Below are 13,386 nucleotides of genomic sequence, written 5' to 3' on the forward strand. Positions count from 1 at the left end.
AGACATATGAAAAACAAGCCTAAGAAGCACAAGAAATCTGTCGCCAATGCGCGACACAAACAAGATGTAGATCGCTACCGCCGCCACTGGCGCTCCCATGTCGACCACGACGAGTGGCGCGCTTGTACCCGCCACCTGTCCGACAATCAGCTATCTGACCTGCTGCGCGTGTCGCTCGCCACCGTGGGCCGCTGGCGCCGTGGCGACTCCCGCGTGCCCTGGATGGCGCTGGAGCTGGTCCGGCAGTCGCTCGGCATGAAACTGCCGGTGGCCTTCCGTGACTTCGCCGATTTCCTGATCATGAATGGCCACGACGGCGCGGTGCTCGTCCCTCCCGGTGCCCACTGGAAGGACGGCATCCGCGCCGCCGATGTGCGTAACTGGTATGCCTACCGCCGAATAATCGCCCGCTCGTTGAGTCCGTCAGCGTCGGGCAATGTCGGATCAGCGGAGCGCGACCAGCATGCGGGTAATGCTGTCCAAAATTGGCGCTGCATTCGCCAGCAAGGTGATCCCCAGCACGCCGCCAACCAGCCGACTTACGACGTACCGTGTGTTCCCTTGAGTCACATCGATGTCCATTAGCCACCCCTTGAATTGACAAATGATTCTGTCGCGGATAGATTCCGACATATCGGTTTTGTTCATGGCAAGTTCCGTTTGCATGAATGAAATTGATGTAACGGCCCGCACTCGTAATGCGGGCCATTTCTTTTTCTGCATCCGGTTGTCACCAGCTTCGTGAGGCCGTCACGCCCTGGTGAGTCCGTCCCTTCCGCAGAACTCCCTGCCCTACTCGCCCACCCACACGCTGCGCGTCAAGTAATGCACGATCAGCCCGCCGATCACGGTCGCCGCCGTGGCGATCAATAGCGCCTTGGTGGTGGCGTTCATGGCTTGCTGACTTCCAGCAGGGTTTCGATTTTGGCCAGGCGCCGTTCGAGTGTGATCATGTAGCCCAGCACCGGCAGATAGCTGGCGAAGATCACCGCCAATTCGCTCGCCGCCATCACGCCGCCCCTTTCTCGCGCATCAGGAAGGCCATGACGCCGCCCATGATGGCCGGAACGGCGGTCGGCCAACTGGTGGTGCCCACCAGTGCGCCGGCCACGCCGGAAATGATCGCGCCGAGGCCGGCGGCGCTGGAGGGTTCGGCCAATCGATTCAACAGAAAACGCATCTTCCCTACTCCTTTACGGTTTGAAGCCGGCCACGCTGCCCCAGCCCGGCAGGCTCTCGCCGTTGGGCGCGGGCGACGGGTCGGCGCTGGTGGTGGTCGTGGTGGTGGTGCTGGTGGCCACCTGGCGCGTCAGCAGCAGCGTGGCGCCGAGGATGGCCAACAACAGCCATTGTTCGTTGCTCAGGTTCATTTGGTCAGGCTCCCATAGCCGCCGCCGTAGGTGGCGACGTCCTTGGCGATTTGCGAGTTGGCCGCCTGGCGGGCGGCTTCGGCGGCGGCGGCGCGGTCGTAGCCGTACCAGACGGACCCGCTCTTGACGTAGCCGATCTGCGCCGCGACCGGCGCGGTCGGGTCGATCTGGTTCGGGTGCAGCCAGTCATAAATGGCGGTGCCGAGGGTCTGGTCTTTGTCGAGGATGCCGAACCACTTCAGGTCCTGATTGACGCCGCGATAGAGCGCGTTGCCCGGCGAGGCCGGGTTGATCAGGCCGCTATTCAGCGACTCGCCCACGGCGTTGGCCGCGCTCTTGACGCCCTGCCCCACCAGCCCGGCGGTGCCCTTGACGGCGCGGTAGGCCAGATACAGCCCGACGCCGCCGGCCAGCACGTACCACACCGGCAGCGGCACGCGGGCCAGCGATTGCGTGACACGGGCGACGCTCACTGTAGCAACTCCCCGCTTGCCAGCTTGGCGCGCAAATCCGGCCTAAGTGTCCACCCCGGCATGCTCACCGGGCGGCGCCCGTTCCTGGCATTGAGCCAGACGGCCACGGCCAGCACGACGCCAACGCCCGCCAGCACTGTCATTGTGTGGATTTTCATCGGCCCCCCTGAAAATAGAACTCACCGTCGATCATGACGTAGGGGCGCCCGCTCAGGCCGCCGAGGTTGGCCGACACCCCCGGCGTTTCATCGTTGCCGCCGTTGCGTATGCCTTCCTGGAAGATTGGAATGTCTTCAGCAAAGGCATCGTTGAAGCCCTGCCAGTCCATGCCCGCCTGCTCGGCAAACTTGCGCATCATGACTTCGGCCTGCTTGTCGCCGTTCTCCATGTGCATATGGTCGAACATGCTGGAGATATCGATCGGGTTGGTGCCGCTGCGGTAGGCGGCCTGCGCCAGCAGGAACACCCCCACGGTGACCCCGGCGATCAACAGCAGCTTCTCGGCTTTTTGCATGGTGCTTTCCTCTCAGTGATGACAGGCGCTTATAGTACCGTGCGCGGCAGCGCCTTGGCTTGCGCCGGAGTCAAGCCGTCCGCCACGATCAGGCCGTACAGCCGGGTTTCTTCCGGCAACACCTTCTTCTCGCCGCGCAGGTACTTGGCGACGTTGCCCTCGCCCCAGTTGTAGGCCCACGCGGCGGTTTTCCAGTCGCCGAACTTCTTGTAGAGCTGGCCCATGTACCAAGTGCCGGCCTGCGCGGCGGCGGTCGGGTCCGTCTTGATCGCCACCGGGTTGAGGCCGAGCATCCGCCCGATGCTGGCGGCGGTGGCGTCCATGAACTGGAACAGCCCCGAGGCGCCCGCCGGGCTTTTCTTCTTGCCAGTCACGACGGCCATGTCGAAGTTCGCCGATTCCTGCGCCGCCTGGCGGATCGCCAGCCCCACCGGCACGCCGTTGGCGTTGGCGAACTTGGCGATCAGCGCGTTGAACGGCCCCACCGGGATGCGCTCCGGGCCGCTGCCCAGCACCGGCAGATCGGCGCCTGGACGGTCGCGGGTGGCGGTGTTCTGGTTTACGTTTGCAGCGTTGTTGAAGTTGATGCCCATTTACGCGCCCTCCCCTTGGTTGATCGGTTGAAGGGTCCAGGCGCCGCCCTCTTCCTTGGCGATGCCGGTCGGCCAGTAGGTCGGCTGGTACACGGCGACCTGGCTCGCGGCGTCGAAGGCCGGCGGCGCGTCGGTGGTGGCGTTGGCCGGGATGTGATACACGCCCGGCTCGCGCGGGCTCTCGTCGGCGGTGCTGGTGCCCAGCAGCGCGCCGCGTTCGTCGTAGTGGTAAATCGTGATCATGGCGGGGTCCTCAGTACTTAATCAGCGGCAGCAAGGCGACGTTGCGCGGGCGGGTTTCGGTGCCGCCCGAGCTGCCGGTGTTCGGGTTGAAGGTGTTGGCGCCGGCCCAATACCCACCCGTCGTAATGCCCGTCCCCCCGGTCCCTGCAAAAACTGGTTGCCGGTATTGCTGACGTGGTTATGCGATTTGTAGTCGTCGGCCTGCCACGTGCCGGTATTGCGCCCGGCATCGACGCCGCGCCCTTGATCGGCGCCGCGCACGAACTCGCCGCGCAGGTCCGGCAGGTTGAAGGTGTTCACGCCGTCACCCGCGCCGTAGGTGGTGCCGATGGCGGCGTACAGGTTGGCGTAGGTGGTGCGGCTCACCGCCGCGCCGTTGGCGATGAGATAGCCGGTCGGCGCGCTGGTGCGCGCACTGTGTACGATGTCGCCCGGTTGCATGTCTTCCCCGTAATCGTTGGTCAGGCCGAGGGTTCCCCCTTTGCGGCGGTATTTGTAGCTGCGCCCTCTCATGCGATCAGCTCTTGCACTTTGAGCACGCCCCCGGCGGCGTCGCTGACGGCGACCCACGCCGCCGAGGCGGCCAGTTCTTCAATCCACATGTCACCCGGCGTCAGCACGATGACGGCATCGGCGTAGGCCAGCCCCGGCGCGCCAAGCGCGATGTTGGTGGTGCCCGAGTTGAGCACGCGCAGGCCGAAACGCGAGGCGTTGACGGTGGCGACGGTCTTTTCGGTGGTGCCGATGGCGCTGATCTGCGGCTTGTTGAGGATCGACGACGCGCCCTTGACCGTGGCGTTGACGTCACCGGTCATGCGGTTGGTGCCGCCGCTGCCGTCTGAGATGCCCACCTTGACGCGCTGCTCGGTGGCGCTGGTGATCTCGATGCGGTCGAAGCCGCCGTCCGGCGTGGCGTAGTATCCGGCGTCCATGTCCTCTGCGGTGGCCAGCACCTTGCCGTGTCGCAGCAGCCGGATGGTCAGCGGGGCGTAGCTCTCGAAAATCTGGAAATAGGCGCCGACTTCTGACAGCGCCCAAGTGGTTCCAGCGGAAATGATTTGGGTGGTGGTTTGCATTAGCCCTTCCTCGCCGCCTGCAGCGCGACCAGGCCGACGACGGCGAAGCCGGCGACGGTCAAAATCGATTTGGTGTTGGCGCTGTCCTTGGTGAGCTCGGTTTCCCGCGCCTGCTGGTAGACCTGGCCGACGCTGGACAGCGTTTCTTTCATCGCGGCGCGGCTGGCATCCACTTCGGCGTAGGCTTTATCGAGCAGCGATTGCCCGGCGCCGATGATGCTGGCGAAGTCGGCGCTGTCCTGAATGCGCCCGGCCTTGGCCAGATCGATGGCGCCGGCCACGGCGCCGCCGTCGAGCACCTGCATGGTGACGGTGGAATTGTCGGCGCTCAGCGCCGGCCCTTGCGCCGTTATGCGCTTGTCGATGTTGTTGGTGGTGTAGGTCGTGTTCGCCTGCTGGCTGGAACTCGATTTACCCATGGTTCACTCTCTTTCTCAGCACGACCTCGTCCACCTCGTAGCCCTGCTGTATGAGCTTCTTGATCAGTCCCGGCCTGCCGGTGTGAATTCGTACAAAATCGGCGCCCGCCGTGGCCTCGATGTGCGGCAGCACGGTGGCGAGCAGCGAGCCGCCGCGCCAGCGCCCGGCGCCGGCCACGACCACGGCCTCTGACCCGCCCGGCCATCCCTGATAGCGCAGCGCGAAGGCGCCCACCGGCGCCCGCCCTGCGCGACGCCGTACAACTGACAGCCGTCCAGCGCCCACGCCATGTCGCCCGCGAACAGCGGTTCGTCGGCCAGCGCTGGCGCCAGCGCGGCGAAGGCCGCCGCGCCGGGCTCCAGTGGGATTACTTCGATTTGGCCAGTTTCCACAGCAGCACGACCCCCAGCGCCAGACCGGCGTAGACCAGCGGGCTTTGCGGCAGCTGGTCGCCGGTTTTGTTGCCGTTGCCAAAATTGACCGTCCAGCCGGACGAGTTGAAGGCCGGCCCGGTGTTCGCCGAGGTGGCGACGCCGGGCGCGGCGGGTGGTGCCTTGGAGGCGCTTAGCGCGGCCATTGCCGCCATCCACCACATGCGTCAGCTCCTCACGATCATGGCAACGGCCAGCGCGGCGCCGCCGATCAGCAGCCACGGCAGCCAGCGATTGCCGCCGATGGCGTTGGCGGCGCTCTGGACGTCGCCGGCCCCGAACAGGCTGCCGTCCTCGCTGCGCATGGCGAGCTTGCGCTCGGCGAGCCGGGTCGGTGCGTTGACTTCGGCGTCGATGTACGAGCGGGCGGCGAAGCCCACCGTATCGCGCAGCATGCCGCCCCAATCGGACCAGCCGCCGCCGCTGTTGCTGGCGGCGTCCGCGCCGAGGATGTCGCCGTATCCGTCCGCGTAGTCGTCCATGTCGCCCCCTTACAGGTTGCCGATGGCGTCGATTGCCTCGACGTACACGTACATCTGGCCGGCGGCGTTGAGGTTGAGCAGCAATTGCAGGTTGCGCACGGTGTTGCCCCGCGTGTCGAGCATGTTCGACTGGTTGCCGTCGAGCACGAAGTCGACGGTGTGCAGGTCGGTTTGCGGCACGCGCTTGTATTCCTGCTGGCGGAAGCGGTTGAGATCGTCCGGGGTCTCGTGCACCACCGGGCCGTTCACCTTCAGCGTGGACTTGTCCACGATGTTGGCGCCGCCCGGTCCGAGGATGTGGATACGCTTCACCAGCGTGCCGGTGTCGCCCTTGGGCAGCGAGTCGAGCACGAACAGGCCCGAGGCGGCGGCGGATACCGGGTACTGAATCAGCTTGTGGGTGATGTACTCGACGCCACGGTCGGCGCTGCCGGCCTGCGGATCGTCCAGCTCGGCCCAGGCTTCCAGCGTCGGCGCGGTGGCGCCGGCAATCTTCACTTCCAGCGTGAACGAGCTGATGCGGCTGGTATCGAGCGCGCCGAGCATTTCGCCGTTGATGGTGCGGGCGCGAATCTCGGAAAAGTCGATGGTCAGGAAGCCGGCATTATCGTAAATGCCGCGGTACTTGTTGATCTTGTCCAGGTCGGAACCGGTGGCCTGCATGATCACCTTGCCCTGAATCTTGACCTTGAGGTCGGCAATCATCGCCTTGGTGAAGGCGGTGCCGGCCAGCTTCAGCACGATGCGCTTGTAGGTCGGCCCGGTCAGCAGACTGACCGTGGCGACGCCGTTCGCGGTCACGTTGCTGAACGGGTTGCACTGTTGGAGATACTTGGCCATGTCTGCCCCTTACTGGTTACTGACCAATGACGATTTTGCGGACGGCGCCAACGCGGAAGATGACGGCGACGATGGCGGCCACCGGCAGCGCCAGAGCGGCGATTTGGGTTACTTTCGGCATGATGGTTTCCCTCTGTTGGGTGTTGGTCGGATTGACGGCTCCCACCGTACCGGGCGGGCTTTTCGGCCTCAATCCCCCGTTTCCCGTTACCGTTACGGGAAATCGGCTCAAAAAAACCGGCGCGAGGCCGGTTTCTGTCGCGCTTTGGCGACACTATCCGCGTGTCACGGCGCGGGTTTTCATGTCGCGTTGCAGCCACTCGTAGCCGGCCAGACTGGCGACCGCTTCGAGCGGCACGTCGAGGAACGACGCCAGCGCCTTGCGGTCTGGCTCGTAGTTGAGCCGGTGCGTGCGCACTTGGGTGGCGTTTCCGAGGAAGTGCTTGTCGATGCTGGCCGGGCGCTGGCTGGTGCCGAACACGGTCAGCCCCCGGTGCCGCCCTTGCGTGCTGACCTGGCGCCACGGCCCCGGCGCCCAGCTCGGCGACGTGACGTCGGACAGCTCCTCCGCGATGAAGCAGCAGTCGCCCGCCGCAAAGACCATGGTGCACAGCGCGGCAAACTTCTCGCGCAGCACCTTCTCGTCCATGGTCTTTGGTCGGAACGCCAGTTTCAGCCGCTTTCCGCTGCGCAGCCCCTTCAGCACGTCGGCGAGCGAGGTGCACGGCGTCGCCAGTTCGCCGTACTCCTCACGGGCGTCCCAAATGATCAGCCGGTCGGGTTTCAGCGCCTTGAGCCGGCCTTTCACGTAGTGTGATTTGCCCGATCCGGACGCGCCCATCACCGCCTCGATGTGCGCTTCGTTGTCGCAGCCCTTCGGCGGTGCCTTACCCTCGCGCAGCTTCATTCACCTGGCTCCACTTCGGCAGGTCGGCGCCGGCTTCCGGCGGCGTACTCCCGGTAACGGGTACGGGCGGCGTCGCCGGTTCCGCCGGGCGGCGCTCGGCGGCCTCGCGGGCGGCGATGTCGGCCTTGATGCCGGCGTAGACGCCCATGCCGAACGTGCTGCACGCCACCAGCGCGGCCAGCTCGGCGCCGTACTGCGTCAGCCAGCCGCCCGCCGCGACGCCGTACTTGTCGAGCACGGCGCCGACGCTGTCGGCCACCTGCTGGCACTTCTCCGGCGGGGCGGTGCGCTCCAGTGACGGGAAATACGCTTTACCCATCGCCACGGCCATTTCCAGCCCCATGGCGACGCATTGCGCGTTGCCCATGTCACCGGCAGCCGGCGACGCGGCGGTGCCGTCCTGCCCCGGCTGGAACGCGGCGGCGGCCATGCCGGCGTCGTGTTCGGCGGCGAGGCGGTCGAGTTCGGCGCTGGCCAGTGCTTCCGACACGCCCGTTTTGTTCTCTTCTTCGCTCATGCTTTTACCCCTGTGACTGATTCCCAAAAGCCCGGCTTGTCAGCAGCGGGCGGCGTGGCCTGTGCGGCAGCCGGCGGCGTGTCCTGGCCGACGCGGCGCGTGGTGCGCAGCATGGCGGCGCCCTTGACGCCGCCGTGGGTGAATACCTGCGTGGTGCAGTGCTTGCAGAACAAGTACGGGTTGCCGTTCTTGTCCTCGCGCACCTCGGCTTGTTCGTCGCAGGCCGGGCAGGTTTTGTGCCCGATCAGATCGCCCTTAGCCATGACTGCGCCCTTGCGAGGCTTGCCGCAAGCTGGTCAGCAATTCCCGCTGCTCCTGAAGCTCGGCGCAAATCGCTTCCAGCACGGCTTGCGTCTCGTTGCCCGCCTGTTTCGCCAGTCCCGCCGCGTTGAGCGGGTTGGCCTTTTGCAGTTTCGCCACCGTGGCGCGCAGCGCCTTCAATCGAATTTCCATTTCCATGCGGTTTCCTTCCAGTAAGCACCGCCAGCCCTTGGGAATGTGTCTGGCGGAAAATCTTCATCAGGTCGCGCCCGGCCACGATGGCGGCGGTGTCGGCGCGCTCCTGCTCGGCTTCGGCCATGCGCTCATGCACCAGGCGGTGCACGCGCTGGGCGAAGGTCTCCGGGTCGGCGTCCTGCTCGGCCCGGTCCATGAAAAAGCCGGTGTAGCGGCGCGTCGCCTCGTCCGGCGGTAGGTCGTGGCCGCTGGCGGCCAGCGCCTGGCGCCATTCGTCCTGGCTCAACGGGCGCACGTCGGTGGTATCGGCGTGCGCCACGCGCCATTTTTCTTCGGTGGTGGCGGGCCGCGCCGGGCGCTCGGTCAAAATCGTAGAGTTATTGACACGAGTCCAAGCAGCCGCTTCGCGTCTGTTCAAAACCTTCCACTCGTGAACCCGCGTTCTGGCCAGTTGGCCCGACTCCACCTCGGCCACGCCAAAGACCTTGGTCGGCACGCACTGCTGTTCGCCGTAGCGGTTCGGCGCGGCCATGTCCTTGGCCAGCGTCAGCGGCATGTCGCGGCGGCGCTTCTCGTGACCGCCCATCACCTCGACAAAGCGCGACCAGTTGCCGGTATCGGCGGCGATGGCGGCTTGCGCCAGCACGTCCTCGGCGTGCTCGTAGTCCCAGCGGCGCAGCTCGCGCCACACGCCCACCGGCGGCCCGCCCACCTGCTGGAACTGGCGAATTCCCCACGTGGCCGCCCAGGCATCGACGCGCACGGCGGTTTCATGCGTCGGGGTCGGCTCGGCGGCCTCGTAGTCGCCGCCGACGCTGCTGCCGTCCTGCTTGGCGCCGTCGATGTTCTTGGCGATGTACTTGGCGATGTAGCCGGCGGCGGTGCCCTGCTCCCAATCGATGGCCACCAGCTTGGCCCGCGCCTCGATGGCCTTCCACACACGAGCAGGCGGCGCGGCCCAATAGCGGCTTTCCGTCATCATCCCGCCGGCAATGGCCTTCAAGTTGCCTGTCACCCCGGCGGCTTTCAGCGCCCTGGCTGCGTCCTTGGTTTCTTCTTTCGTGGCGTAGTACGACAGCCCCAGCTCCTCGCGGTCGCTGCGCACGGCGTGCTTGGCGACGATGCGGCGAAAGGCGTCCACCTGGCCCGGCTCCATGAAGAACAGTCCGTGCATATGCGGCGTGCCGTCGTGGTGCGGCTCGGCGACGCGGAAGCCGTAAATGCGGATTTCGTGGCGGTCTAGGTCGGCCATCAGGCGCGACCAGACGCCACACAGGTAATCTTGCGTCTCGCGGGGAGTGAAGCCGCCGAACTTGTCATTCGGCTGGCCGCTGGCGGCGTGGCGCGCATGGAAGCGGCTCGGCGCCGTGATGGTGATGAACTCGCCGGCATGGCCCATGCCCACGGCGATGTATTCGAATCCGGCAATGCGCGTCATCAGCTCGGCGCGCTTGATGGCGCAATTCGCCATGCCCTTGTCGGCCAGCTCGACCAGGCTGAATTCCTGCCCCAATTCGTTAATGGCGGTCAGCGCTTCCAGCAAGGCGCGGTTGCGGCGTTTCTGTGACTGGCGGCGCGTCACGGCGTCGTCGGACACGTACAGCCCGGCGTAGCGGTGCACCTGGCCCAGCATGATGGCCAGCGTTTCGGTAGTGCGCCCGTTCTCGCGGCGCAGGTTGCGGCGCCACCACAGGTCGCAAGCGGCGCGCTTCAGCTTGAACCGCAGTTCCTTGCCGGTCGGCAGCGGCATGCCGTAGCGGCGGCAGAAGGCGGCGAGCATCGGGCCGGTGGCGCCGTCCAGTTCCAACCGCCCACCCTCGCCCGCCCTCTCTTTGGCGAACGCGATCAGCTCATCCTCGCCCGCCGACAGGTCCAGCGCGTTGGCCGGCAGCATGTCGGCCATGGCGCGAAGCCAGTTGTTCGCCTCGGCTTCGCGGCCATCGTCCAGCACGCCGACGCGGCCCTTTTCCCGTAACGGACGGTTACGGCGCTTGCCGTACTCGCGGGCGAGCGCGCCGACCAGATTCGACGGAAAGCGGGCGACGATGCCCCGCGCCCATGTGTCCAGCTCGTGGTGCATCTACCGCAGGTGCTCCGGAAGTTCGTCCAACTCGGACACGACCTCCGCATTGAGCCAGTCGCACGCCACCTCTGCCTCAACATAGGAGTCATACCATCCCGTAGTCTCAAACTCCTCATCACCCATCAGCGTTGCGCGCTGGCAGGCGAATTTATCGCCCGCCTCGTTTTCAATGACTTCCCAATAGCCAAGGCTCATTTCGGTTTCCCCCTTGCCGATCAGGCGGCGAGCGTCTGTTGCACCGGGTCGGCGCGGTAGACCGGCTGGCCACCGTTGCGCAGCTTGGCGGCGGCCACGTTGTGGTCGAACAGCGCGCCCTCGAACTGGTGCCACATCTGGCCCACTTCGGCCAACGTCAGCGCCGTGGTCGGCAGCTGGTGCAAGGCAATCAGCTGGTTGATCTGGCCCTGCATCTGCGCCAGCACGCGCACGGCGTCTTGAATCTGCGCGATGGCATCCAGCTGCTGGACGGTCAGGCACTTGGCCTGCAAGTCTTCGACCGGCACCGGTCCATGGACACGCGGCGCCGGCACGGCGGCGGGTTGGCTCATGATCATTTTTTCCGTGAGTGTGGCCAGTGCGGCCTTGAAGTCTTCGCGTGCGCTCATGCGCTCCCCCGTATGACGGTCGGTAACAGTCGTTAACAACTTGCGGAGTGAAGCGTCCCGGCCATGGGGTCAGAATGTGTTGGGGGAATTCGTGGGCATGGCTCGGGAACGCGAGGCCATTTTTGTTCAAGCGCCCTTTGACCTTCAAACGGCGTTTGCCAGTTGTCGGGCAATGGTGTTTGGTCTATACACGGCTTGGGGAATTCGTGGGAATGTCAAAAATGCTAACTTCAATCGAATGGGTTTCGGCTTTGAAATCCGAGGCTTGTATTCAATCCGACTATGGCGTCGCCAAACTCTTGGGCGTTTCCAAGCAAACTATTTCAAATTACCGTTCAAATAAAAGCCAACTCGACCAATATGTCGCCGATTTGGTGGCCGATTCTCTAAGAATTCCTGCCCAATATGTGTACGTTTCCACTCATTATGAGCGGGCGAAACGTGATGAAGAAAAGGCCGTTTGGCTGTCCATTTGGAATGCCATAAACGGCCCTCAAGTCGAGGAAAATATTAGGAAAAAATTGAACGAAAGGGTGATGCAGCCGGCGGTGAAAATGGTGCGAATTTCCGCTTAACGTTTTATAGATTATGCGAACTTCTGTGTCCGTGAAATATACCCCTTTTATCCGGCTCGGCCCCCTCTGGGGCCTACAAATCTACTTCTCGCGTGGACTTGTCGGCTTTGGCGGCTCAATCGCTACAAAACAACCATACAGACACTATGCTGAAACTTGTGTCTGTACGCACGACTGCCTAGTCGCATCATTGCGATTTTTACTTTGGAGTTGCTATGAAGACTGTGATCGTTTCAGCCTCGCTCCTGCTTTCGTGTACATTTGCTTTCGCTGCGGCTCCGGGTGGCAAGGCGCTGTATCAGGACAATTGTGCCAGTTGCCATGGCGCCAAAGGCCAAGGTGGAAATGGCCCTCGGCTGGTTGGCGATGCCAGTCAGTGGCCGGCTCGCTTGTTCCAGCGTGCCGTCCTCTCCGGCATCGATGATCATGGCAGGCCTTTAAAGGCCGCCATGCCGCATTGGCAAAATGCCAGCCTGAAATCCGACCATGGCGCAGCCCCTACCCAAGTTGAGATCAAAGCCATCCAGCGCTACCTCAAGCAGATCAAATAGCTGGCTTGCCGTCCGAGAGGCATTTCTACAGCCTGCTCCTGAGCAAGGCGCCATCGCGGGCGATCACCTGGCCCTGGCGGATCACGACGCGCCGCGGCGGGCGCATCACGATGGCTTCGCCCAGCGTGGCGCTGGGCAACAGCAGGAAGTTGGCCGCCATGCCGGTAGCTAGACCGTAGTCGGAGCGCCCGAGCGCCCGGGCCCCATGGATGGTGCCTGCTTCGAACGCAGCATGCAGTCCTTCGTCGGTGCGGACCCCGAAGCGGAACGCCTGCAGCATCACCCGTTCCAGCATATCGCCATTACCCATGGGCGACCAGGCGTCGCGGATGCCGTCCGAGCCGAGACAGACGTTGACGCCGGCGGCGTGCAGTGCCGCAAACGGCGGGACTTCGATGTCGGCGGGTGCCGTGGTCAGCAAGGATATGCCGTTGGCCGCCAGTCGTTCGGCGATGGGTTGTGCCTTCGGCCAACTTGTCATGCCCAGGCAGAAGGCATGGCTGATCATCACCCTGCCCTCGCGTTGATAACGTTGGGTGAAATCGATGATGCGTTCGATCTGCCACAGGCCAAGCTCGCCGCCGTCGTGCAGGTGGATATCGACGCCGCAGTCGAACTCGGCGGCCAGCTCGAATACCTGTGTCAGGTGGGCAATCGGGTCGTGGTCGATGCCGCAGGGATCGAGCCCGCCCACGACTTCGACGCCCATGGCCAGGGCTTCGCGCATCAGTGCGGCGGCACCGGGGCGGGTCAGCAGCCCTGCTTGCGGGAAGGTGACAAACTCTAGGTCGATCAGATCCGCGTAGCGCTGGCGCAAGGTCAGCATGTCCTCGATATGGCGCAATCCCAGTTCCGGGTCGGCATCGACATGGCAACGCATCAGCAGCGTGCCCTGGGCGATGCACCGTTCGAGGAGCGCACCGGCTCGCGCGGCGATCGGCACTGTCAGTTCCCGCAGTACCTGGCGCTCGTTGTGGATGCGTGCCTTCAGGTTGGGGCCGGCACTGTGCGGCCGCCACGGCAGGCCCCACAGCGTCTTGTCGAGGTGGATGTGGCTTTCCACCAGTGGCAGGGTCAGTAGTTGGCCTTCGCCGTCGATGTCCGGTTCCGCAACGGGTCCGGGCTGTGCCGGCCGGCGCTGGCCGATACGGCCGTGGACGATCTCGATGTCTTCCGCCGCCGCGCCGTAGGGGCGGACGTTGCGTAGCCAGAATGTCTTGTTCATGGATTCCTCTTTAATATCGACAGGT

At 64.7% G+C, this 13,386-nt stretch carries 24 protein-coding genes; 3 read left to right on the top strand and 21 right to left on the bottom strand.

Annotated elements, in window-relative coordinates; genetic code table 11:
• Positions 1 to 6 precede the first annotated feature (6 nt).
• On the top strand, positions 7 to 585 hold the full coding sequence (locus tag ABKF58_RS14545; protein ID WP_482581501.1) for a hypothetical protein: 579 nt from the start codon (positions 7 to 9) through the stop codon (positions 583 to 585).
• A gap of 424 nt (positions 586 to 1,009) precedes the next feature.
• On the opposite strand, the gene ABKF58_RS14550 is transcribed toward ABKF58_RS14545, so the two are convergent.
• From ABKF58_RS14550 to ABKF58_RS14645, 20 genes are all read right to left on the bottom strand, one after another.
• A complete protein-coding gene (locus ABKF58_RS14550) occupies positions 1,010 to 1,180 on the bottom strand; it encodes a hypothetical protein (RefSeq protein WP_482581503.1) in 171 nt (56 codons plus the stop codon).
• A 13-nt stretch (positions 1,181 to 1,193) separates the two neighbouring features.
• Positions 1,194 to 1,370, bottom strand: a complete 177-nt coding sequence (locus ABKF58_RS14555; protein WP_482581505.1) for a hypothetical protein — start codon at positions 1,368 to 1,370, stop codon at positions 1,194 to 1,196.
• Positions 1,367 to 1,843, bottom strand: coding sequence for a hypothetical protein (locus ABKF58_RS14560; RefSeq protein WP_482581507.1), 477 nt, complete (start codon positions 1,841 to 1,843; stop codon positions 1,367 to 1,369). The genes ABKF58_RS14555 and ABKF58_RS14560 overlap by 4 nt, the downstream gene beginning before the upstream one ends.
• Positions 1,840 to 2,001: a hypothetical protein gene (locus ABKF58_RS14565; protein WP_482581509.1), complete on the bottom strand. Its 162-nt coding sequence runs from the start codon at positions 1,999 to 2,001 to the stop codon at positions 1,840 to 1,842. Before ABKF58_RS14565 ends, ABKF58_RS14560 begins: the two co-directional genes overlap by 4 nt.
• Complete coding sequence (locus ABKF58_RS14570) at positions 1,998 to 2,357, bottom strand: hypothetical protein (protein ID WP_482581511.1); 360 nt, start codon at positions 2,355 to 2,357, stop codon at positions 1,998 to 2,000. The genes ABKF58_RS14565 and ABKF58_RS14570 overlap by 4 nt, the downstream gene beginning before the upstream one ends.
• Positions 2,358 to 2,386: 29 nt before the next feature.
• Entirely contained in the window at positions 2,387 to 2,950 is a 564-nt protein-coding gene (locus tag ABKF58_RS14575) for a lytic transglycosylase domain-containing protein (RefSeq protein ID WP_482581513.1), read from the bottom strand.
• Entirely contained in the window at positions 2,951 to 3,193 is a 243-nt protein-coding gene (locus ABKF58_RS14580; protein ID WP_482581515.1) for a hypothetical protein, read from the bottom strand.
• A 21-nt stretch (positions 3,194 to 3,214) separates the two neighbouring features.
• Positions 3,215 to 3,706 (bottom strand): phage tail protein, encoded by a 492-nt coding sequence (locus ABKF58_RS14585; RefSeq protein ID WP_482581517.1) that lies wholly within the window; start codon positions 3,704 to 3,706, stop codon positions 3,215 to 3,217.
• Positions 3,703 to 4,269, bottom strand: a complete 567-nt coding sequence (locus ABKF58_RS14590; protein WP_482581519.1) for a hypothetical protein — start codon at positions 4,267 to 4,269, stop codon at positions 3,703 to 3,705. The genes ABKF58_RS14585 and ABKF58_RS14590 overlap by 4 nt, the downstream gene beginning before the upstream one ends.
• Entirely contained in the window at positions 4,269 to 4,688 is a 420-nt protein-coding gene (locus ABKF58_RS14595; protein ID WP_482581521.1) for a hypothetical protein, read from the bottom strand. The genes ABKF58_RS14590 and ABKF58_RS14595 overlap by 1 nt, the downstream gene beginning before the upstream one ends.
• Positions 4,681 to 4,923 (bottom strand): hypothetical protein, encoded by a 243-nt coding sequence (locus tag ABKF58_RS14600; protein WP_482581523.1) that lies wholly within the window; start codon positions 4,921 to 4,923, stop codon positions 4,681 to 4,683. Before ABKF58_RS14600 ends, ABKF58_RS14595 begins: the two co-directional genes overlap by 8 nt.
• A gap of 133 nt (positions 4,924 to 5,056) precedes the next feature.
• On the bottom strand, positions 5,057 to 5,266 hold the full coding sequence (locus tag ABKF58_RS14605) for a hypothetical protein (RefSeq protein ID WP_482581525.1): 210 nt from the start codon (positions 5,264 to 5,266) through the stop codon (positions 5,057 to 5,059).
• A gap of 21 nt (positions 5,267 to 5,287) precedes the next feature.
• On the bottom strand, positions 5,288 to 5,602 hold the full coding sequence (locus tag ABKF58_RS14610) for a hypothetical protein (RefSeq protein ID WP_482581527.1): 315 nt from the start codon (positions 5,600 to 5,602) through the stop codon (positions 5,288 to 5,290).
• Positions 5,603 to 5,611: 9 nt separating this feature from the next.
• Positions 5,612 to 6,442, bottom strand: a complete 831-nt coding sequence (locus tag ABKF58_RS14615) for a major capsid protein P2 (protein ID WP_482581528.1) — start codon at positions 6,440 to 6,442, stop codon at positions 5,612 to 5,614.
• Positions 6,443 to 6,716: 274 nt separating this feature from the next.
• Positions 6,717 to 7,349 (bottom strand): hypothetical protein, encoded by a 633-nt coding sequence (locus ABKF58_RS14620; protein ID WP_482581530.1) that lies wholly within the window; start codon positions 7,347 to 7,349, stop codon positions 6,717 to 6,719.
• The gene (locus ABKF58_RS14625) at positions 7,330 to 7,866 is read right to left on the bottom strand and encodes a hypothetical protein (RefSeq protein ID WP_482581531.1); all 537 of its coding nucleotides are present in this window, start codon (positions 7,864 to 7,866) and stop codon (positions 7,330 to 7,332) included. Before ABKF58_RS14625 ends, ABKF58_RS14620 begins: the two co-directional genes overlap by 20 nt.
• A complete protein-coding gene (locus ABKF58_RS14630; protein WP_482581533.1) occupies positions 7,863 to 8,129 on the bottom strand; it encodes a hypothetical protein in 267 nt (88 codons plus the stop codon). Before ABKF58_RS14630 ends, ABKF58_RS14625 begins: the two co-directional genes overlap by 4 nt.
• Positions 8,111 to 10,402, bottom strand: a complete 2,292-nt coding sequence (locus tag ABKF58_RS14635; RefSeq protein ID WP_482581535.1) for a replication endonuclease — start codon at positions 10,400 to 10,402, stop codon at positions 8,111 to 8,113. The genes ABKF58_RS14630 and ABKF58_RS14635 overlap by 19 nt, the downstream gene beginning before the upstream one ends.
• Positions 10,403 to 10,600: a hypothetical protein gene (locus ABKF58_RS14640; protein ID WP_482581536.1), complete on the bottom strand. Its 198-nt coding sequence runs from the start codon at positions 10,598 to 10,600 to the stop codon at positions 10,403 to 10,405.
• 20 nt (positions 10,601 to 10,620) lie between these two features.
• A complete protein-coding gene (locus ABKF58_RS14645; protein ID WP_482581538.1) occupies positions 10,621 to 11,010 on the bottom strand; it encodes a hypothetical protein in 390 nt (129 codons plus the stop codon).
• A gap of 122 nt (positions 11,011 to 11,132) precedes the next feature.
• Here ABKF58_RS14645 and ABKF58_RS14650 point away from each other — a divergent pair, with 122 nt between their 5' ends.
• Together ABKF58_RS14650 and ABKF58_RS14655 are read left to right on the top strand one after the other, a co-directional pair.
• Positions 11,133 to 11,585, top strand: a complete 453-nt coding sequence (locus ABKF58_RS14650; protein ID WP_482581540.1) for a helix-turn-helix domain-containing protein — start codon at positions 11,133 to 11,135, stop codon at positions 11,583 to 11,585.
• A 215-nt stretch (positions 11,586 to 11,800) separates the two neighbouring features.
• A complete protein-coding gene (locus tag ABKF58_RS14655) occupies positions 11,801 to 12,136 on the top strand; it encodes a c-type cytochrome (protein WP_040652348.1) in 336 nt (111 codons plus the stop codon).
• Between the two features lie 25 nt (positions 12,137 to 12,161).
• On the opposite strand, the gene ABKF58_RS14660 is transcribed toward ABKF58_RS14655, so the two are convergent.
• Positions 12,162 to 13,361: an amidohydrolase family protein gene (locus ABKF58_RS14660; RefSeq protein ID WP_482581542.1), complete on the bottom strand. Its 1,200-nt coding sequence runs from the start codon at positions 13,359 to 13,361 to the stop codon at positions 12,162 to 12,164.
• Positions 13,362 to 13,386 lie beyond the last annotated feature (25 nt).

The sequence above is a fragment of the Pseudogulbenkiania sp. AW2-16 genome, assembly GCF_056824575.1.